Below are 19,974 nucleotides of genomic sequence, written 5' to 3'. Positions count from 1 at the left end.
CGTGCAAGACCTGCTGCTGCTGATCCACCGCATCCCCTACCCGCCCAACAAGGGCGACAAGATCCGCTCGTACAACCTGCTCAAGCACCTGGCGCGCGACTACCGGGTGCACCTGGCGACCTTCGTCGACGACGCCGACGACTGGCAGCACGTGCCCACCGTCGAAGCGATGTGCGCCAGCAGCCATTTCGCGGCCCTCAATCCCCTGCTGGCGCGCGTGCGCAGCCTGGGCGCGCTGGTCAAGAACCGCTCGCTGTCGCTGGACTACTACCAGGATGCAGGCATGGCGCGCTGGGTCGAGCAGACCGTGGCCGCGCACGGCATCAAGCGCGTGATGGTGTTCTCGTCGCCGATGGCGCAATACGTCGATAGCATCCGCGACGCGCGCCGCGTGATCGACTTCTGCGACGTCGACTCGGACAAATGGCGCCAGTACGCCGACAAGAAATCGTGGCCCATGAGCTGGCTGTACCGCCACGAGGCGCGCCAGCTGCTGCGCTACGAGCGCCAGGTGGCCAGCCAGTACGACGCCTCGCTGTTCGTCTCCAAGCCCGAGGCCGACCTGTTCCGCCAGCTGGCGCCCGAGAGCGTGGCGCGCATCGGCCACTTCAGCAACGGGGTCGACACCGACTACTTCTCGCCCGAGCACGCGCTGGCCAGCCCCTACGCAGCGGGCGAAAAGGCGCTGGTGTTCACCGGCGCCATGGATTACTGGCCCAACGTCGACGCCGTGCAGTGGTTCTGCGACGACGTGTTCCCGGCCCTTTCCGCGCAAGACCCGGCGCTGCGCTTCTACATCGTCGGCTCGCGCCCGAATCCGCAGGTCCAGGCGCTGGCCCAGCTGCCCGGCGTGACCGTCACCGGCACCGTGCCCGACGTGCGGCCCTATATCCGCCACGCCACGCTGGCGGTGGCGCCGCTGCGCATCGCGCGCGGCATCCAGAACAAGGTGCTCGAAGCGATGGCCATGGGCACACCGACCGTGGTCTCGCCGCAGGCGCTGGAAGGCATCGATGCGGTGCCGGACCAGGAGCTGGCCGTGGCCGACGGCGCCCCGGCCTGGATCGAAACCCTGGGGGCGCTGCTGGTGCGCGACAACCGGGAGATGGGCCGCGCCGCTCGGGCGCGGGTCGAACATCATTACAGCTGGCCGAGCAACCTGGCCTGCATCGAGGAGCGACTGGAATGCTCGTGAACCCACCCAAGGACCTGGCCGGCGCCGCGCCGCACGCCGCCGCCACCCCGCTGGCGCCCTCGAGCGCGATGCTGATCGCGCTCGCGCTGCTGGCGCCCTTCTTCCTCTACCTCGGCACCGCCGGGTCGCTGGTCGCGATCTGGAACAGTTCCGAGACCTTCGCCCACGGCTATGCGATCCTGCCGATCAGCCTGTGGCTGATCTGGCGCCGGCGCGCGGTGTTCAACGCGGTGCCGGCGCGGCCCTGGGCCCCGGCCCTGCTGCTGGTGGCCATGCTGGGCGCCGGCTGGCTGCTGGCGCGCATGGGCGAGGTGCAGGTGGTGATGCAGTACGCCTTCGTGTCGATGTTCCCGGTCATCGCGCTGGCCATGCTGGGCCCGCGCCTGGCGGGGGCGCTTGCTTTTCCCCTTCTTTTCCTGCTGCTGGCGGTGCCGTTCGGCGAAGTCTTCGTCGGCCCCCTGATCAACCTCACCGCCGACTTCACCGTGTGGGCGGTCCAGGCCACCGGCATCCCGGTGCTGCGCAACGGCACCCGCTTCGAGCTGCCGACCGGCTCCTGGTCGGTGGTGGAAGCCTGCAGCGGCGTGCGCTACCTGATTTCGTCGTTCACCCTGGGCTGCCTGTACGCCTACCTGACCTACCGCTCCACCGCGAAGCGCCTGCTGTTCGTGGCGGTGTCGATCGTGGTGCCGATCGTCGCCAACGGCCTGCGCGCCTACATGATCGTGATGATCGGCCACCTGTCCGGCATGGAGCTGGCCACCGGCGTCGACCACCTGATCTATGGCTGGGTGTTCTTCGGCCTGGTGATGCTGCTGATGTTCTGGGTCGGCAGCTTCTGGCGCGACGACGACGAACCGGCAGTCGCCAATGCATCCACACCGGCGGCGGCCGCCACCATGGCGGGCAACCCGGCGCCGGCCTCGACGGTCCGCATGGCGGCGATGTGCGCCGCCGTGGTGGCGCTCACCGCGCTGTGGCCGGGCTTCGCGCGCTACAACGACGCCGCCAACCTCAATCCGCAGCCGGTCCAGCTGTCCACGGTGGCGGTGGGCTGGCCGCAGGTGGCGCCGTTCGCCGACTGGACCCCGCGCTGGGTCAACCCGGACGCGACCTACCGCGCCACCTTCCGCAACAGCGAAAGCATGCCGCCGGTCGCGCTCGACATCATGTACTACCGCAACCAGCGCAACGGCAAGGCCCTGATCAGCTCCGTCAACACCCTGGCCACCTCGGACGACGCCTGGCATGCCGTCGGCGGCGCGCTGCGCAGCGAAACCCTGGACGGCCAGCCGCTGACTCTGCGCGAAACGCGCCTGAACGGTCCGACCGGCCAGATCCTGGTATGGCAGTGGATGTCGATCGACGGCCACCTGACGGCCAACAACTACGTCGGCAAGCTGCTGCAGGCCCAGGCCAAGCTGCGCTTCCGCGGCGACGACGGCGCCGTGGTGTTGCTGTCGGCGCCGGTGCGCGACAATCCGGAAAGCGCGCGCGCCGCCCTGCGCGCCTTCCTGGCCGGCCAGGGCCAGGCGATCGAGCGCGCGCTGGACCATGCGCGCACCCATTGACGGTCACGACCATGCATAGCGAGCTGTCGGTCCTGAACGCGCAGCGGCCCCTGGTCGTGCACCTGGTCTATTCGCTCGATGTGGGCGGACTGGAGACGCTGCTGGTCGACTGCATCAACCGCCTGCCGCCGGAAAAATACCGGCACGCGGTCGTCTGCCTGACGCGTTACTCGGATTTCGCCCAGCGCATCACCCAGCCCGGGGTCGAGCTGTTCGCCCTGAACAAGCCGCCCGGGAACGGCGCGCAAGTGCACGTCGACTTCTGGAAGCTGATGCGGCGCCTGCGTCCGGCCATCCTGCACACCTACAACCTGGCGGCGATGGAATTCTGCTTCACCGCGGCCCTGGCCGGGGTGCCGGTGCGGATCCACGCCGAACATGGCCGCGACGCATCCGACCCGCAGGGCCTGAACAAGAAACACAATTTCCTGCGCCGTCGCCTGGCGCCTTTCATCGACCGCTATATCCCGGTGTCCGATGATCTGCAGCGCTGGCTGGACGACGTGGTCCGCATCCCGCGAGCGAAGAACCACCCGATCAAGAACGGCGTCGACACCGAACGCTACGCGCCGCGCGCGGATGCGGCCACCGCCGCGCCCTGGGGGCCTGACGATATCGTGATCGGCGCCGTGGCGCGGGTGCAGGACGTCAAGAATCACCGCAGCCTGGTGGCTGCCTTCGCCCTGCTGCGCGAACGCCTGCCCGCCCTGCGCGCACGCCTGAAACTCACCATCGTCGGCGACGGCCCGCTGCTGGGCGCGATCCGCGAGCAGGTGGCCCAGGCCGGCCTGCAGGACGCCGTCTGGCTGCCCGGCGCGCGCGCCGACGTGGCCGAGCTGCTGCATGGTTTCGACGTGTTCGCCCTGCCCTCGCTGGCCGAGGGCACGCCGGTCTCGCTGCTGGAGGCGATGGCGTGCGGCCTGCCATCGGTGTGTTCCAACGTCGGCGGCATCCCGGAAGTGGTCGCCGACGGCGTGCACGGCCTGCTGGTGCCGGTCGAAGTAGATGCCCTGGCCGAGGCGCTGGCGCGCTACGTGCAAGACCCGGCATTGAAGGCGCGCCACGGCGCCGCCGCGCGCGAACGCATCGAAGAAAAATACAGCATGGCCGCCATGCTGCGCGCCTATATGGCGCTGTACGACGGCCTGGTCGCGCGCAAGGCGCCGGCCCGGCTGCGCCAATCCATGAATACTTAACAACGCAGGAAGTGAACGAGCATGTGCGGAATCGTCGGCATTTTTGATACCCAGGGAACTCGCGAGATCGACCGCGCGGCGCTGGGCCGCATGAACGAGAGCCAGCACCACCGCGGCCCGGACGAAGGCGAGCTGTATCTGGAAACGGCGCTCGGCATGGGCCACCGCCGGCTGTCGGTGATCGACCTGGCAAGCGGCCAGCAGCCGATCCGCAACGCCCAGGGCGACGTGGTGATGGTGTTCAACGGTGAGATCTACAACTACCGCGCGTTGCGCGACGAGCTGGTCGCGCTCGGCTTCGCCTTCCGCACCCAGTCCGACACCGAGGTGCTGCTGCACGCCTACCAGGCCTGGGGCCAGGACTGCCTGCAGCGCCTGCGCGGCATGTTCGCCTTCGCCATCTGGGACAGGAAAAAACAGACGCTGTTCCTGGCGCGCGACCACCTGGGCGTCAAGCCGATGTTCTACGCCCTGCTGCCGAACGGCCTGTTCGTGTTCGGCTCCGAGCTGAAATCGGTCATGACCCACCCCGAACTGTCGCGCAAGCTCAACCCGCGCGCGGTCGAGGATTACTTCGCCTTCGGCTACGTGCCGGAACCGCACACCATCTTCCACGGTGCCTTCAAGCTGGCGCCGGGCCACCGCATCACGCTGAAGGCCGGCGACAGCGAGGTGAAACCCGAGCAGTACTGGGACATTCCGTTCCAGCGCGCCCCGCAGCGCCCGATGCAGGAAATCGAACAGGAACTGACGGCGCGCCTGCAGGAATGCGTGCAGAGCCAGATGGTGGCCGACGTGCCGCTGGGCGCCTTCCTGTCGGGCGGCGTCGATTCGAGCGCGGTGGTGGCGATGATGGCGCAGCAGAATCCCGATTCGGTGGTCACCTGCTCGATCGGCTTCGACGATCCCGAGTACGACGAATCGAAGTACGCGAATGAAGTCGCCACGCGCTACCGCACCACCCATCACGCCCAGGTCGTGGACAAGGACGACTACGGCCTGATCGACACCCTGGGCCGGCTGTACGACGAACCCTTCGCCGACAGCTCGGCGATCCCGACCTACCGCGTGTGCCAGCTGGCGCGCAAGCACGTCACCGTGTCGCTGTCGGGCGACGGCGGCGACGAGAGCTTCGCCGGCTACCGCCGCTACCGCTTCGCGATGGCCGAGCAGCGCGTGCGCGACAAGGTGCCCGCCGGCCTGCGCAAGCCCGTGTTCGGCACCCTGGGCCGGCTGTATCCAAAGGCCGACTGGGCGCCGCGCATGTTCCGCGCCAAGACCACCTTCGAGGCGCTGGCGCGCGACACGGTGGAGGGCTACTTCCACGGCGTGTCGCGCATGCCGGACCGGATCCGGGCCCAGTTGTTCTCGGATAGCTTCAAGCGTGAGCTGCAGGGCTACGAGGCGATCCAGGTGTTCCACGAGCATGCGGCCAATTCGCCGACCGACGATCCGCTGTCGCTGATCCAGTACCTCGACTTCAAGACCTGGCTGCCGGGCGACATCCTGACCAAGGTCGACCGCGCCAGCATGGCGCACTCGCTCGAGGTGCGGGTGCCGCTCCTGGACCATACCTTCGTCGAATGGGCCTCGACCCTGCCGCCCGACATCAAGCTGGGCGGCGGCGAAGGCAAGTACATCTTCAAGAAGTCGCTCGAGCCGTTCCTGTCGCACGATGTGCTGTACCGCGCCAAGAAGGGTTTTTCGATTCCGCTGGCGGCCTGGCTGCGCGGCCCGCTGCGCGAGAAGCTGCGCGCGGCGGCGCTGTCGCCGCTGCTGCTCGACACCGGCATGTTCAACGAGCGCTTCCTGCGCGAGATGGTCGAACAACACATCGCCGGCGGCAAGGACTACAGCACCCCGCTGTGGTCGGTGCTGATGTTCGAGACCTTCCTGCGCGTCAGCGCCGAGGCATAAAAAAACCGGGGCCTGTGAAGGCCCCGGTCGTCATCATCCGCTTGAAGGCTCAGCCCTGGCGCGTGCCGCGCGTCAAGCGGCCAAGATACCACTGGGCCATCGAGACATAGCGCTTGCGCCATTGGCGCAGCCAGGCCTTCGGCGGCTTGATCGGATGCCACAGCACGTCCTTCTGGCGCCCGGGACGCAGGCGGATGTTCAGCGTGCCGAAGCTGCCGTTCTTGGCGAAGCCGTCGTTGGGCACTCCGTGGTAGCGCTTGTTGCGGTCTTCCTCGGCCACGAATTCGCCGGCGCCGCCGAAGTCGACCACGCTCATGCCGCCATGCTTGAGGATCGTGGCCCAGGCATTCTCGCTGTGGGCGGTCCAGCCGGCGCGGTAGTAGCGGTCGATGAGGTCGAGCGCCGCGCCGCTGATGCGAAAGAACGTCAGGAACACCAGCCAGCTGTCGGCCGGCTTGAGGTCCAGGCCGGGCGCGCGCAGCATCGACGCATACGTCCATTCGGCCTCGCCGCGCGCCAGGTGGGCCGCCAGCAGGTCGCCCTCGCGGTCGGCCAGTCCGGCGAACAGTTCATGCAGCTCGCCCGAGTACTCGACGTCGTCCTCCACCACCCAGTACTGGGTGTACTGCGGCTGCGCGCGCCGGAACAGCAGCGGCGGCAGGTCGCAGTTGCCGGGGATGAGCTTGAACGGACGCGCGGCGCCCTTGGCCGGATAGCCGAGGGTGTCGATGGCGTCCGGACCGTACACGTGGTGCTCGATCTCGACGCCGTCGAGCACCACCTTGCGCACGCCGGACTTCGCATTCGGCGTGTACGAGATGGCGGCGAAGCGGCACTGCGGGCCCAGGCGCAGGAAAGCGGCGCGAAAACGCAGCAGGCGCTTCTTCACGGCGGCCGGGTCGGTGGTCTGGAACAGCAGGATCTGCGGCTGGTCGTTCATGCTCGCTCCCGCCTCATGTGCGTGCCGGCGCCCAGTCGCGGTACCAGGCCCAGAAGTTGGCAAGGCCGGTGGCCAGCGGCGTGGTCGGCGCGAAGTCGACCCAGGCCTTGAGCTTGTCGATCGAGGCATGGGTGGCCGGCACGTCGCCCGGCTGCATCGGCAGGAACTCCTTACGCGCCTCGATGCCGATCGCGCCTTCCAGCGTCTGGATGAAGTCCAGCACCCGCACCGGATTATGGTTGCCAATGTTGAACACGGTGTGCGCGGCGCGCGTTTCCGTGGCCGGGGTCGGCTTGAACAGCAGCCGCACCACGCCTTCGACGATGTCGTCGATATAGGTGAAGTCGCGCGTGAGCAGGCCTTCGGCGAACACCGGAATCGTGGCGCCGCGCGCCATCTTCTCGGCGAAGCTGAAATAAGCCATGTCGGGACGCCCCCAGGGCCCGTACACCGTGAAGAAGCGCAGGCCGGTGGCCGGCAGCTTGAACAGGTGGCTGTATGAGTGCGCCATCAGCTCGTTGGACTTCTTGGTGGCGGCGTACAGCGACACCGGCGCGTCGACCTGGTCGTCCTCGCTGAACGGCACCTTGGCGTTGGCGCCGTAGACGCTGCTGCTGCTGGCATACAGCAGGTGTTCGATCTTGCCGTGGCGGCAGGCCTCGAGGATGTTGCCGAAGGCGACCAGGTTCGACTGCACGTAGGCGGCCGGGTTCTCGAGCGAGTAGCGCACCCCGGCCTGGGCCGCCAGGTGCACCACCAGGGTCGGCCGCTCGCGTTCGAACAGCGCCGCGACCTGGGCCGGGTCGGCCAGCTCCACCGTGTGGCAGGGCACGCCGGCCGGCGCAAGCAAGGCCGCCACGCGGTCGTGCTTCAGGCGCGGATCGTAGTAGTCGTTGAAGTTGTCGCAGCCGACCACCTGGTGGCCCATTGCCGCCAGGCGCGCCGCCACGAAGCTGCCGACGAAGCCGGCAGCGCCCGTGACCAGGATGCGGTGGGCGCCCGTGATCATCAGGCGGCCTTCCGGCTGACGCGGCCGATGCCTTCGTAGGCCAGGCCGGCTTCGGCGACTTCCGCCGGGTCGTAGATGTTACGGCCGTCGAAGATCGCCTTGCCGCGCAGGGTCTGGGCCAGGTGGCGGAAGTCCGGCGCGCGGAATTCCTTCCATTCGGTCACCAGCACCAGCACGTCGGCATTGTCGACCGCGGCGGTGGCCGAGCTGGCGATGGTGAGCATCTCCTCGACGCGGGCGGCGCCGTGGTCGCGTTCCAGCACGCGCAGCGCTTCGCTGCTGGCCACCGGATCGTAGGCGCGCACGCGGCAGCCGGCAGCGAACAGTTCCTTCAGCAGGATCAGGCTTGGCGCCTCACGCATGTCGTCGGTGTTCGGCTTGAACGACAGGCCCCACAGCGCGACCGTCTTGCCGTTCAGGTTTTCCACGCCGCCGTAGAAGCGCGACAGCTTCTTGAACAGGACGTTCTTCTGGTTGTCGTTGACGCGCTCGGTCGCTTCCAGGATGTGCAGGGTCTGCTCGTGGTCGGCGCCGGTCTTGACCAGGGCTTTCACGTCCTTCGGGAAGCAGGAGCCGCCATAGCCCATGCCGGCATACAGGAATTGCGAACCGATGCGCGGATCCAGGCCCATGCCGTGGCGCACAGCCTCGATGTCGGCGCCCAGCACTTCGGCCAGGTTGGCCAGCTCGTTCATGAAGCTGATACGGGTGGCCAGCATGGCGTTGGCGGCGTACTTGGTCAGCTCGGCGCTGCGCACGTCCATCTCGACCAGTTTTTCATGGTTGCGGCTGAACGGTGCGTACAGCTGGCGCATCAGGCGGGTGGCGGTGGCGTCGTCGCTGCCCACCACGATGCGGTCCGGGCGCATGAAGTCGTCGATCGCCGCGCCTTCCTTCAGGAATTCGGGATTGCTCACTACCGAGAACGCGACAGTGCTGCCGCGCTTGTCGAGTTCGCCCTGGATGGCGGCGCGCACCTTGTCGGCGGTGCCGACCGGCACGGTCGACTTGTCGACCACCACCACCGGCTTTTCGATGCGCTGGCCGATCGAACGGGCTGCGGCCAGGATGTGGGTCAGGTCGGCGCTGCCGTCCTCGTCCGGCGGGGTGCCGACCGCCAGGAACACGCATTCGGCGTGCGCCATGGCTTCGTCGTAGCTGGTCGAGAACAGCAGGCGGCCGGCGGCAGCGTTGCGCTCGACCATGGTGTCCAGGCCGGGTTCGTGGATCGGGATGACGCCATTCTTGAGCATGGCGATTTTTTCGTCGTTGACATCCAGGCACAATACCGTGTTGCCGACGTCGGCGAAGCATGCGCCCGAAACTAAGCCCACATAACCGGTGCCAATGATAGTGATCTTCATGATTTCTCTGGGAGGTGAATTAACTGAACGAAAGAAACCGGTGAAAGCGCACGTCGTGCGCGCCGTTTTTCCTGTGCCGAGTGTTGCTTCAGCTGCTAACGATAAGGTGTAACAGTGCTGATCAGAACTTGAATTATAGTATCATGCTTGTCAAAAATTTATGCGTCTGGCGTCAATCGTGCTGCCCTCCGGAAAATTTTTTCGCATAATGGCGGCATTGCTTTTTAACAAATACCGATCCGGCGCCAGCGCTTCCCGGCGCGCTTTGGGACCTCCCATCCACATGACACCATCCATTCCAAGCATTCCGAGGCGGCCCGGCCATGCGTGACATCATTCTACTGTTCGCCTTCGTGGCGATCATTCCCTATATCTTCAAACGCCCGGTGGTCGGCGCCATGGCCTACGCCGTGGTCAGCCTGATGAATCCCCACCGCCTGAGCTATGGCTTCACGCAGAACTTCGCGTTCGCGATGTACCTGTCGATCATTACCCTGGTGGCGGTCATGGTCTCGCGCGAGCCCAAGAAGATTCCGATGTCCCCGCTGGTGGTAATGCTGATGATCTTCTTTGGCTGGATGACCGTCACCACCATCTTCGCCCAGGTGCCCGCCGCGGCCTGGCAGGACTGGGACCGTTTCAGCAAGATTATCCTGATGGTCTTCCTCACCATCATGACCGTACGTACCCGCAAGGATGCCCAGATGCTGGCCATCGTGGTGGCGCTGTCGATCGGCTTCTGGGGCGTCAAGAGCGGCATCTTCGTCATCTTCAGCGGCGGCGGCGAAGGCATGCTCGGTCCGCGCGCCAGTTTCATCAGCGACAACAACACGCTGGCGCTGGCGCTGGTGACGATCACGCCACTGCTGGTCTACCTGGTAACCCAGGTGCATGGAAAATGGCTCAAGCGAGGAGTGCTGGCCATGGCCGCCCTGACCGCGCTGGGCGCGATCGGCTCGTACTCGCGCGGCGCCTTCCTCGCTGTCTTCATGATGGGATTTTTCCTGTGGCTCAAGTCGCACCACAAGCTCAAGACCGGCATCGCCTTCCTGCTCCTGGTGCCGGTCGTCCTGCTGGCCATGCCCGAGGAATGGATGGGAAGGATGCACAGCATCCAGACGTACGACGAGGACGCCTCCGCGACCGGGCGCATCAACTCCTGGCTGTTCGCGATCAATATCGCCAACGAGTTCGTGCTGGGCGGCGGGCCGAACGTGTTCGCGCCCCATATGTTCATGCTGTATGCGCCGGAACCCGAACGCTACTACGATGCCCACAGCATCTATTTCCAGGTGCTGGGAGAGCAGGGCTATATCGGCCTGGCGATCTTCCTGACCATGTTCCTGGTGGCCTGGCGCCTCGGTTCGCGGGTGATCCGCTTCTGCCGCGACAAGCCGGACCTCGGCTGGGCCCTGATGCTGGCGCGCATGTGCCACGTCAGCATCATCGGCTACATGACCGCCGGCGCCTTCCTGACCCTGGCCTATTACGACCTGATCTACTACGTATTCGCGATCCTGATCGTGCTCGACAAGGTGCTGATCCGCATGCCGATCCAGGAAGACATTCCGCCGATGCGCATCCCGTTCATGCAGGACCGCATCGATCGCTGGCTGGGCAAGGCGCCTGACGCCAAGGCGCAGGGCGGCGCGGCGGCGCCGCGCCAGACCGGCTAGACCAGCACTTCGAGCGCCGGCGGATGGCCGAGGAACATGGCCGGGCTGGCGCTGGCGCCGTAGGCGCCGGACTGGAACACCACCACCAGGTCGCCGACGCGGGCATGGGCCAGCGGCATGCGGTCGGCCAGGATGTCGAGCGGGGTGCACAGCGGGCCGGTGGCCGAGGCCGGGCCGCTGTCCGGCGCGTCGCCCGCGGCATTCATGCGGCTGCCGACCGCCACCGGATAATTCTTGCGAATCACCTGGCCCAGGTTGCCCGAGGCGGCCAGGTGGTGGTGCATGCCGCCGTCCAGCACCAGGAACACCTCGCCGCGCGAGACCTTGCGGTCGATTACGCGCGCCACGTACACGCCGGCTTCGCCGACCAGGTAGCGTCCCAGTTCCAGCGCCAGCCGCGCCTGCGGCAGCGCCGCGGCCAGGCGCGGCAGCCAGGCGGCCAGGTGTTCGCCCATCGGCGCCGGATCGATGCGCGCCTCGCCCGGGAAATACGGGATGCCCAGGCCGCCGCCGATGTTCAGCTGGCGCAGCGCCAGCGGGCTGTCGCCGGCCAGCCGCATGGCCAGCTCGATGCTGCGCGACTGCGCCTCGACGATGGCGTCCAGGCGCAGGCTCTGTGAACCGCTGAAGATGTGGAAGCCCTGGAAATCCAGGCCCAGCGCCGCCACCTGCCGCAGCACGGCAGGCGCCTGTTCCTCGTCGATGCCGAAGGGCTTGGCGCCGCCGCCCATCTTCATGCCCGACGATTTCAGTTCGAAAGCCGGGTTGATGCGCAGCGCCACGCGCGGCGTGATGCCGAGCGCTTCGCCGATGCGCGCGGTGCGCGCCAGCTCGTGTTCGGACTCGATGTTCAGGCACACGCCGGCGGCGACCGCCTGGCGCAGCTCCGCATCCGTCTTCGCCGGGCCGGCGAAGCTGATGTGGGCCGGGTCAATGCCGGTATCCAGCGCGGTCTTGAGTTCGCCGCTGGAGGCGACGTCGAGGCCGTCGACCAGGCCCGCCATGTGCTGCACCAGGGCCGGCATCGGATTGGCCTTGATCGAATAGTGCAATGCCACCTGCGGCGGCAGGATCGCGCGCAGGCCCGCCACCTTGCCGCTGCAGACGGCGCGGTCGACGGCGAAGAACGGCGTGCGGCCGACGCGCTCGGCCAGCCGGGTGAGCGGGATGCCGCCGACTTGCAGGACGTCGTCGACCACGGGGAAATGAATCTGGGGAGCGTGCTGGGGCTTGGTGCCGGTCATGGGAATAGGCTGGAACAGGTGCGGTAAGGTCCGGACGTTTTTTACTGGCCGGGCTGGAAGGTCGTGCGCAGCAGGTTGCGGTCGATCTTGCCGTTCGGGTTGCGCGGCAGCGCCTCGGCGCGCACGACGATGTGGGCCGGGATCATGTAGGCCGGCAGCCGGCGCCGGCATTCGGCCAGCAGCGCGGCGCGGTCGACCGCGCCAAGGTCGGCCACCGCCACCGCCACGATCGCCTGGCCCAGCGTCTCGTCGGCGATGCCGAACACCGCCACCTCGCTCACCAGGCCGCTGGCATGCAGCACGCTCTCGACCTCGGTCGGGCTGATGCGGTAGCCCGAGACCTTGATCATCTCGTCGCTGCGGCCGACGAAGTACAGGTAACCGTCGGCATCGCGCCGCACGGTGTCGCCCGACCACACGGCCAGCTCGGGCAGCGGCAGGGCCGGATCCTGGCCGGGGGCAGGACGGAAGCGCTGGGCGGTGCGCGCCGGGTCGTTCCAGTAGCCCAGCGCCACCAGGGCGCCGCGGTGCACCAGTTCGCCCGGCTCGTCGGCCTCGCACAGGGTGCCGTCGGGACGCACCACCAGCACCTCGGCATTCGGGATCGCGCGTCCGATCGAATCGGGGCGGCGCGCCAGTTCGGCCGGCGGCAGGTAAGTGGAGCGGAAGGCTTCGGTGAGGCCGTACATCAGGTAGACCTCGGCGCGCGGCAGCGCCGCCCGCAGCGCCTCGACCGTCACCACCGGCATCGCGCCGCCGGAATTGGTGATGAAGCGCAGCGTGCAATCGGCCGGCCACTCCAGGCGCGACAGGGCGATCCACAGCGGCGGCACCGCCGCCAGGCCGGTGATGCGCTCGGCGCGCACGGCGGCCACGATGTCCTTCGGGAACAGGTAGTTCATCAGCACCACGCAGGCCCCGCGCAGGAAGGCGGTGGTCAGCTGGCTCAGGCCATAGTCAAAGCTCAGCGGCAGCACCGCCAGCAGGCGGTCGTCGGCACGCATGCCAAGGTAGCCGGCCACGCTGGCGGCGCCGGCCACCATGTTCCGGTGCGACAGCACCACACCCTTGGGGGCGCCGGTGCTGCCCGAGGTATACAGGATGGCCGCCATATCGGTGTCGATGCGGCGGTGCGGGGTGAACGATACGCCGGTCTCGAGCTGCGACCAGCGCAGCAGCGCCAGGCCCGAAGGGGACGGCGCCGGCTGGGCGCCGTCGGTCAGCAGCAGCGCGCGCAGGTCAGGGCAGCCGCCCAGGCTGGCGGCCAGCTGGGCCTGGCGTTCGGGGGTCGTCACCAGCAGGCGCACATTGCAGTCGGCCAGGATGTAGGCCACCTGCTCGGCCTTGAGCAGCGGATTGACCGGCACGAACACGCAGCCGGCGGCGGCCGCGCCGAACATGGCCACCACGTTCTCGATGCGCTTTTCCATGTACACCGCGACCCGCTCGCCCGGCTGCATGCCCTGGGCCAGGAACAGGGCCGCCGCCGCGTTGACCTGGTCGGCCAGTTCGCGGTAGGTGCAGCGCGCCGCGCCATAGGCGAGGGCCTCGGCCTCGGGGGTGCGCGCCGCGCTGTCGAAGATGCTGTCGTGGATCAGGTGGTTCATCGCATAGTGGGTACGGTCGCCGCATGGCGCGAAATGGCGCGGCGCATCCGCCACGCATCTGCAATCTTACCAGTTCGGGCCGCGCCGCAAGAAAGCGGATGCTTTTTCGACATCTTTTCGGTGCGCGGGAACGGCGATACCGCATGTTATATTTAAATCATGCCTAGAATAAACACATCCGCAGCGCCAGCATGAGCGACATCCGCGCCATTCCCTCCGTCCCGATCCTCTCGCTCGGCGCCTTTGCCGGCCACGGCGCGACCCTGCCGGCGCTGGACGACGCGCCCGCGGTGCAGCCCGTCACGAGCGGCCGGATCGCGATCGGCATGGCGTTGCGCGCGCTCGGCGTCGGCCCCGGCGACAAGGTGCTGGTGCCGGCCTACCACAGCCCCTCGATGATCCCGCCGGTGCACTGGCGCGGGGCCGAGGTGGTGTTCTACCGGGTCCATCCCGACACCACGGCCGACCTGGACGACGTGGCAAGCAAGCTGGGCCCCGGCGTGAAGGCCGTCATGGTCACCCATTTCTTCGGCTTTCCGCAAGACCTGCGCGCCCTGCGCGCGCTGTGCGACTCTCACGCCGCCGGCCTGGTCGAGGATTGCGCCCACTGCTTCTTCGGCGAGCGCGATGGCGTCGCGGTCGGCGCCAGCGGCGACTACGCGATCGGCAGCAGCATGAAATTCTTCCCCATCTTCGAGGGCGGTTGCCTGGTGTCGCACCGCCACCGGCTGCCCGCGGCCCTGCATGGCGCCGGCGCCGGCTTCGAAGCCAAGGCCGCGCTGGGCGCGCTCGAAGCCAGTTTCGCCCAGGGCCGCCTGCCGCTCGTGCGCGCCGCGCTGGCCCTGCCGCTGGGCCTGAAGACGGCGCTGTGGAACCGGCTCAAGGCACGCAGCGCCAACCCCGGCGCCGGCGCGATCCCGGCGCTGGCCCCGGCCTCGTCTGACAGCAGCTTCGACTTCGATCCGCGCTGGGTCGACCGCCGCTCGTCGTGGTTCTCGCGCGCCGTCCTGCGGCGCGCCGGCCGCGCGCGCCTGGTCGGGGCGCGGCGCCGCAATTACCTGGAACTCGAACGCGCGCTGGCCGGTGCGCCCGGCTGGCAGCCGCTGTTCGCGGCGCTGCCCGCCGGCGCCTGCCCCTGGGTGTTCCCGCTGCTGGCCGACCGGCCGGACGCGCTGTTCGAACGCCTGCGCGCTGCCGGCGTGCCGATGGTGCGCTTCGGCGCCAGCCTGTGGCCCGGGGTCGACGCCACGGTCTGCCCCAACAGCGTGGCGCTCGGCCGGCGCCTGTTCGGCCTGCCCGTGCACCAGGCATTGCGCGCGCCGGAGCGCGCCTGGCTGGCCGCCACCGTGCGCCGCGCGCTGGAAGAGACGGCGGGAGCGGCGTCATGAACTGGCGCGTGGTCCCGGCAACCGAACTGGCGGCCCGTCCCGAGCACCTGGAACGCTGGCGCCGCCTGCACCGCGAGAGCGCCGGCTCGCCGCTGCTGGCGCCGGAATTCGTGCTCCCCCTGCTGGCCGTGTTCGGCACCGGACGGGAAGTGCTGGCCTGGCGCGAGCGCGATGGAGAAACCGACGCGATGGCGATCCTGGCGCCGTCGCGCCTGGGCGCCTGGAATACCTTCCAGCCGGCCCAGGCCCCGGTCGGCCTGTGGCTGCAGCGCGACGCCGGGGCGCCCGGCGCCGGCCTGCCCGGCCTGTTGCGCGCCCTGCCCGGCGCCGCCCTCACGCTCGGCCTGACCCAGTGCGATCCGATGCTGATGGCGCGTCCCGCGCACGGTGACGGCGGCTTGCGCAGCATGGACTATATCGAGACCGCCCGCGTCACCCTGCCGGCCAGTTTCGAGGACTACTGGAATACGCGCGGCAAGAACCTGCGCAGCAATCTGCGCAAGCAGCGCAAGCGCCTGCAGGACGACGGCGTGCCGACCCGGCTCCAGGCCAGCCGCGCGGCACACGAGATGGCGGCCGCGGTCGAGGACTACGGCCGCCTGGAAAGCGCGGGCTGGAAGGCGCAGGACGGCACCGCCGTCAGCGCCGGCAACGAGCAGGGCCGCTTCTACCGCGCCATGCTGGAAGCCTTCGCCGCCATCGATGCGGCTTGCGTCTACCGCTACTTCATCGGCGAACGGCTGGCGGCGATGGACTTGTGCGTAGAGGGCGGCGGCTGCATCGTGGTGCTCAAGACGGCCTACGACGAGGGTATCGGCAACGGCCTGTCGCCGGCGCTCCTGATGCGCGAGGAAGCCACGCGCGACATCATCGAAGCGCGCCGCTTCGAGCGCATCGAATTCTATGGGCGGGTGATGGAATGGCACTTGCGCTGGACCGGCGAGGTGCGCACCATGTACCACCTGAACGCCTATCGCTGGCCCTGGCTGGGCCGGCTGCACGCACGCGCCGCCGGGCGCTGATTTCAGCGCACCGCTTCGAGCGAGCGCGGCGCGACCCCGGCCTGGGGCGCCAGCGCCGCCCCCACCTGCGACAGGGCCAGGAACTGGCCGCCGATCTCGTCGCGGAACCAGGCGCAGTAATCGTGGATCGTGGAAATCAGGCGCTCGCGGTCGGCCGCGTCGCGCACATAGGGCGTGTGGCCAGGCACCAGCGAGGGGCTGTGGTAGGTCAGCGAGAACACTTCGCAGCCATCGGCGCGCAGCGCGCGCGTCAGGCGCCGCATCTCGGCGCCTGTGGCGACTTCGGGACTGAGGCGGATGCGCTCGAGCGCGCGGGTGCGCGCCAGCACACCGCCCATGCGCAGCACGCGTCCCGCCGGGCTGCGCGCCAGGTCGAACAGGCGCGACCCCATGCCGCGCAGCCAGCCGGCATAGCCGGTGGTCACCGGCAGCTCGAGCAGGCGCCGTCCGCCGGCCTCGAACCAGTAGGGATGCTCGTCGAAGGCGCGGAAATCGGGGGCGCCGTCGTCCTCGAAGCGGGTATAGGGCACCACGCTGGCGTCGATCTCGTAGCCCAGCGCGGCCACCGCCTCGGCGCTGTGCGGCCCCAGGCCGTAGCGGCCCGACTTGAAGGCGGTCGGGGCACGCCCGAAAGCGTTGCCGATGGCGTTGGTGAGCATGCGCAGCTTGGCCAGCTCCAGCTCGCGCGGCAGGTTGCCGGCATAGGAATTGAAGCGCGTGACCTGTTCTTCATAAGGCGGCGAGACCCAGGGGTGCAGTTGGGTGCCGATATCGCAGCGTCCTTCCTGCATCAGCCGGCGCAGGGTGGCGACGGCCTGCGGGGCGGTGGCCACCGGCCAGTCGACCATATAAGCCGGCACGATGCCGAAGCGGTCGAACACGCGCTCGTGCATCAGCGGCTGGGCCGCGACCGAGGCGGTATCGACGCTGGCGCGGTCGAATGGCCGGTCCCAGGCGAATTCTTCCTCGGTATCGACGATCACGATCAGGACCGGCGGCCGTCCGGCCGCCAGCCGGGCCGCTACATGGTTGGTTGTGCTTAGCATTGCATCATTTCCGCGAAGCCCGAGTGCGCCACATCGGCGCAGCACAACGGCCGGCACTGTGTCCTTGGATAAAGGGACCAGCCATGTCGCCAGTCCATTGATGTTGTCATCCTAGCACATTAAATAATTATTCAATGTCAACTTCGCAAGGATGCGTGCGCGCGCCCAAGGCATATTCAGCAAATCCGAAACATTGCCGGTGCACAAAAACGCGTTATTCGGCTCAAGTTCTGATTTTGACCCGTCACAAGTGTAAAAAAACCAAGAATATTGTAGCTTTTTTACGTCTTTCGGCAAAAATACGCTTGACTTTATTTGCGTAAATACTTTCAAGTTCGACATTTTCGTTGTTTTTGCGCAGAAAATCAGCAAAATCTGTTCAAAATTGGCCCATGGAAATGTTTGTCAGGGTAAAGTTCAGTTCCACACGGAAATTAATTCCACTGCGAAACGACACCCCAACTCCCATGACCCCTGACCAGATCACCCCGAGCCGCGCGGAACGTGGCAGCAATCACAGCGCCAAGCCGGCCCGCCTGACTGCACGCTGCACCTCCGTCATCGCCACCGCACTGAGCGCCGCCATGCTGAGCGCCTGCGGCGGCGGCGGTGGCGACGACCTCGCGCCCGACGCGGTGTCGTACACCGACTCCGGTACGTCGCTGGCCAAGACCACCACCGGCTTCACCCCGAAACCGACCACCCCGACCGTCCTCACGCCGGTGACCACGCCGGCCGCGATCGTCGCCGGCCCCACCTTGACCGATGTCGAGATCCAGAATACCGGCCTGGCCCAGACGAATGTGCCGTTTACCTTTGGCCAGGTAGTCGCGGCCGGCCAGATGGCGCCGACCGAAGGCCTTGCGGCCCGCCTGTCGAACGGCACCCTGCTACGCCTGCAGACCGATATCAAGGCGACCCACGCCGACGGCTCGGTGCGTCACGTGATCGTGTCCGGCATCCTGCCGACCCTGGCCGTCGGCCAGATCGAGAAGATCCAGCTGGTCAAATCGACCGCGTCCGAAAAAAGCAGGGTGACCCTCGAAGGCCTGGCCGCGAGCGGCCTGAGCGCGAACGTCGTCATCACCGCCGACGGCGTGCAGTACAACGCCTCCCTGGCCGATGCGCTGGCTTCCCCGAAGCCTGTCAGCTGGCTGTCGGGTTCGGTTGCCAACGAATGGATCGTGAGCACCCCGGTGAAGAACGGCGCCGGCGTCGTGCATCCCCTGCTGACGGCCAGTTTCGCCGTACGCTGGTATCCGGGCTTGTCGAAACAGGCACGGGTCGACGTCGTCGTCGAAAACACGAAGACCTTCAAGGCAGGCGCCCGCAACCTCGTATATGACGTGAGCGTCGATGTCGCCGGCCGCCGCATCTACACCAAGGCTGGCCTGACCCATTACCATCACGCGCGCTGGCACCAGAGCGCCTGGTGGGACGCTGCCCGCGCGCCACAGGCGCACGTGCGTCACAATACGTCCTACCTGATCGCATCAAAAGCGGTTTCTAACTACGACCAGAACGTCGTGCCGTCGGAAAGCATGCTGGCCGATCTGGGCAAGGGCATCACCACGGCCAACACCGGCCCGATGAAGATCGGTCCCGTCATGGCGGCCATGGGCACCACGGGCGGTCGCGCCGACATCGGCCCCCTGCCTTCCTGGTCAGTCGCTTATCTGCTGTCGAAGGACCAGCGCGCGCTGAACTCGATGATGGCCGCCGCCGATGGCGCCGCCAGCTGGTCGATCCACATGCGCGACGAGAACACCGGCAACCCGGTGCGCGCCGACAGCGCGGCCAACAAGAATATTTCGACCCACATGAATCTGGCAAACAAGGCTCCGCTGCCGGTGCCGCGTTGCGCCAATAACAACAAGCAGCTGTGCAGTACGCCGTATTCGCACGATACCGCCCACCAGCCGTCGATGGTCTACCTCCCGTATCTGCTGACCGGCGACTACTACTATCTCGAAGAACTGCTGTTCTGGGCGGCTGCGAATCCGCTGGAAACCGATCCAGGCAATTCCGGCTATGGCCAGGGCCTGGTGCGCTGGCAGCAGGTACGCGGCCAGGCCTGGTCGCTGCGCACGCTCGGCCATGCCGCCTACGTCACCCCGGACAGCCACCCGCTGAAAGACTATTTTGTCAAACAGGTCGACAACAACCTGAACTTCTATCACGCGACTTATGTGGTCGGCAATCCAAACCAGCTGGGGGTGTACGACGGCTCTGGCGCCAGTTCGTTCAAGGTGGCCGCTTCGGCCCCATGGCAGGACGACTTCCTGACCTGGAGCTTCGGCTACCTGACCGAACTCGGCTTCGAGAAGGCCCTGCCGATCCTCCAATGGAAGGCGAAGTACGCTGTCGGCCGCATGACCACGCCGGGTTTCTGCTGGATCCAGGCCTCGGCTTATCACCTGGAGTTCCGCCCAAGCGCCAAGGAACCGATCTTCAGCGACCTGACCGCCATGCACACCTATAACTTTGCCGGCGACAGCATTCTGAACGAAAGCAAGCGCCTGAAGCATCCGCAGGGCCTGAAGTATATCGACCAGCCTTGTGCAAGCGTCCAGCAGAGCGATTGGCTGCGCGTCGCGTCGAAGGGGCGCTGGTCTCCGGGCCGCATGTCGGGCTACTCCGATTCGACCATGGGCTACCCGTCCAATATGCAGCCGGCGCTGGCGGTTGCGGCGACTTCGGGCATCGCCAACGCGACCCAGGCCTGGACCGTTTTCAGCGGCCGCGCAGACAAGCCCGACTACAGCAAGGGCCCGCAATGGAACATCGTTCCACGCTGAC

The 19,974-nt window shown here is 67.4% G+C and carries 14 protein-coding genes; 8 read left to right on the top strand and 6 right to left on the bottom strand.

Annotation, left to right across the window (positions count from 1 at the left end; all coding sequences use genetic code 11):
* The first annotated feature begins 1 nt into the window (after position 1).
* The 4 genes from KY496_RS19135 to KY496_RS19120 are packed head-to-tail and all read left to right on the top strand — an operon-like array spanning position 2 to position 5,879.
* The gene (locus KY496_RS19135) at positions 2-1,195 is read left to right on the top strand and encodes a TIGR03087 family PEP-CTERM/XrtA system glycosyltransferase (protein WP_219861988.1); all 1,194 of its coding nucleotides are present in this window, start codon (positions 2-4) and stop codon (positions 1,193-1,195) included.
* Complete coding sequence (gene xrtA, locus KY496_RS19130) at positions 1,186-2,766, top strand: exosortase A (protein WP_005663866.1); 1,581 nt, start codon at positions 1,186-1,188, stop codon at positions 2,764-2,766. The genes KY496_RS19135 and xrtA overlap by 10 nt, the downstream gene beginning before the upstream one ends.
* A gap of 11 nt (positions 2,767-2,777) precedes the next feature.
* A complete protein-coding gene (locus KY496_RS19125; protein WP_219861987.1) occupies positions 2,778-3,962 on the top strand; it encodes a TIGR03088 family PEP-CTERM/XrtA system glycosyltransferase in 1,185 nt (394 codons plus the stop codon).
* 21 nt (positions 3,963-3,983) lie between these two features.
* Positions 3,984-5,879: an XrtA/PEP-CTERM system amidotransferase gene (locus tag KY496_RS19120; RefSeq protein WP_219861985.1), complete on the top strand. Its 1,896-nt coding sequence runs from the start codon at positions 3,984-3,986 to the stop codon at positions 5,877-5,879.
* A 49-nt stretch (positions 5,880-5,928) separates the two neighbouring features.
* On the opposite strand, the gene KY496_RS19115 is transcribed toward KY496_RS19120, so the two are convergent.
* Genes KY496_RS19115 through KY496_RS19105 form a run of 3 tightly spaced genes read right to left on the bottom strand, consistent with a single transcriptional unit; the run spans position 5,929 to position 9,192 of the window.
* Entirely contained in the window at positions 5,929-6,819 is an 891-nt protein-coding gene (locus KY496_RS19115) for a hypothetical protein (protein ID WP_219861983.1), read from the bottom strand.
* A gap of 13 nt (positions 6,820-6,832) precedes the next feature.
* Positions 6,833-7,828 carry an NAD-dependent epimerase/dehydratase family protein gene (locus KY496_RS19110; protein WP_219861981.1) on the bottom strand — a complete coding sequence of 332 codons (996 nt, stop codon included), beginning with the start codon at positions 7,826-7,828 and terminating at the stop codon, positions 6,833-6,835.
* Positions 7,828-9,192, bottom strand: a complete 1,365-nt coding sequence (locus tag KY496_RS19105) for a UDP-glucose/GDP-mannose dehydrogenase family protein (protein WP_005663876.1) — start codon at positions 9,190-9,192, stop codon at positions 7,828-7,830. Before KY496_RS19105 ends, KY496_RS19110 begins: the two co-directional genes overlap by 1 nt.
* A gap of 323 nt (positions 9,193-9,515) precedes the next feature.
* Between KY496_RS19105 and KY496_RS19100 the strand changes: the two genes are divergently transcribed.
* Complete coding sequence (locus KY496_RS19100) at positions 9,516-10,868, top strand: putative O-glycosylation ligase, exosortase A system-associated (protein WP_005663878.1); 1,353 nt, start codon at positions 9,516-9,518, stop codon at positions 10,866-10,868.
* Here KY496_RS19100 and KY496_RS19095 read toward each other — a convergent pair.
* Positions 10,865-12,112 carry a pyridoxal-dependent decarboxylase, exosortase A system-associated gene (locus KY496_RS19095; RefSeq protein ID WP_005663879.1) on the bottom strand — a complete coding sequence of 416 codons (1,248 nt, stop codon included), beginning with the start codon at positions 12,110-12,112 and terminating at the stop codon, positions 10,865-10,867. The genes KY496_RS19100 and KY496_RS19095 overlap by 4 nt on opposite strands.
* 41 nt (positions 12,113-12,153) lie before the next feature.
* Positions 12,154-13,719, bottom strand: coding sequence for an acyl-CoA ligase (AMP-forming), exosortase A system-associated (locus KY496_RS19090; protein ID WP_005663881.1), 1,566 nt, complete (start codon positions 13,717-13,719; stop codon positions 12,154-12,156).
* Positions 13,720-13,910: 191 nt separating this feature from the next.
* Between KY496_RS19090 and KY496_RS19085 the strand changes: the two genes are divergently transcribed.
* Together KY496_RS19085 and KY496_RS19080 are read left to right on the top strand one after the other, a co-directional pair.
* On the top strand, positions 13,911-15,107 hold the full coding sequence (locus tag KY496_RS19085) for an aminotransferase class I/II-fold pyridoxal phosphate-dependent enzyme (protein ID WP_005663883.1): 1,197 nt from the start codon (positions 13,911-13,913) through the stop codon (positions 15,105-15,107).
* Positions 15,104-16,129: a GNAT family N-acetyltransferase gene (locus tag KY496_RS19080; protein WP_005663886.1), complete on the top strand. Its 1,026-nt coding sequence runs from the start codon at positions 15,104-15,106 to the stop codon at positions 16,127-16,129. Before KY496_RS19085 ends, KY496_RS19080 begins: the two co-directional genes overlap by 4 nt.
* A gap of 2 nt (positions 16,130-16,131) precedes the next feature.
* On the opposite strand, the gene KY496_RS19075 is transcribed toward KY496_RS19080, so the two are convergent.
* Positions 16,132-17,175 carry a polysaccharide deacetylase family protein gene (locus KY496_RS19075; RefSeq protein ID WP_005663888.1) on the bottom strand — a complete coding sequence of 348 codons (1,044 nt, stop codon included), beginning with the start codon at positions 17,173-17,175 and terminating at the stop codon, positions 16,132-16,134.
* 467 nt (positions 17,176-17,642) lie between these two features.
* On the opposite strand from KY496_RS19075, the gene KY496_RS19070 reads away from it, so the two are divergent.
* Complete coding sequence (locus KY496_RS19070; protein WP_219861979.1) at positions 17,643-19,973, top strand: hypothetical protein; 2,331 nt, start codon at positions 17,643-17,645, stop codon at positions 19,971-19,973.
* Position 19,974: the final 1 nt, after the last annotated feature.

This window comes from Massilia sp. NP310, assembly GCF_019443485.1.
Taxonomy (GTDB): Bacteria; Pseudomonadota; Gammaproteobacteria; order Burkholderiales; family Burkholderiaceae_D; genus Telluria; species Telluria timonae.
Note: the sequence above shows the minus strand (reverse complement) of the source record. Positions and strands in the feature narration are given on the sequence as shown.

Excerpts from the sequence above, each read along its gene's own strand:
- xrtA (WP_005663866.1), top strand. The coding sequence starts at position 1,186 with ATGCTCGTGAACCCACCCAAGGACCTGGCCGGCGCCGCGCCGCACGCC.
- KY496_RS19125 (WP_219861987.1), top strand. The coding sequence starts at position 2,778 with ATGCATAGCGAGCTGTCGGTCCTGAACGCGCAGCGGCCCCTGGTCGTG.
- KY496_RS19120 (WP_219861985.1), top strand. The coding sequence starts at position 3,984 with ATGTGCGGAATCGTCGGCATTTTTGATACCCAGGGAACTCGCGAGATC.
- KY496_RS19115 (WP_219861983.1), bottom strand. The coding sequence starts at position 6,819 with ATGAACGACCAGCCGCAGATCCTGCTGTTCCAGACCACCGACCCGGCC.
- KY496_RS19110 (WP_219861981.1), bottom strand. The coding sequence starts at position 7,828 with ATGATCACGGGCGCCCACCGCATCCTGGTCACGGGCGCTGCCGGCTTC.
- KY496_RS19105 (WP_005663876.1), bottom strand. The coding sequence starts at position 9,192 with ATGAAGATCACTATCATTGGCACCGGTTATGTGGGCTTAGTTTCGGGC.
- KY496_RS19100 (WP_005663878.1), top strand. The coding sequence starts at position 9,516 with ATGCGTGACATCATTCTACTGTTCGCCTTCGTGGCGATCATTCCCTAT.
- KY496_RS19095 (WP_005663879.1), bottom strand. The coding sequence starts at position 12,112 with ATGACCGGCACCAAGCCCCAGCACGCTCCCCAGATTCATTTCCCCGTG.
- KY496_RS19090 (WP_005663881.1), bottom strand. The coding sequence starts at position 13,719 with ATGAACCACCTGATCCACGACAGCATCTTCGACAGCGCGGCGCGCACC.
- KY496_RS19085 (WP_005663883.1), top strand. The coding sequence starts at position 13,911 with ATGAGCGACATCCGCGCCATTCCCTCCGTCCCGATCCTCTCGCTCGGC.
- KY496_RS19080 (WP_005663886.1), top strand. The coding sequence starts at position 15,104 with ATGAACTGGCGCGTGGTCCCGGCAACCGAACTGGCGGCCCGTCCCGAG.
- KY496_RS19075 (WP_005663888.1), bottom strand. The coding sequence starts at position 17,175 with ATGCTAAGCACAACCAACCATGTAGCGGCCCGGCTGGCGGCCGGACGG.
- KY496_RS19070 (WP_219861979.1), top strand. The coding sequence starts at position 17,643 with ATGACCCCTGACCAGATCACCCCGAGCCGCGCGGAACGTGGCAGCAAT.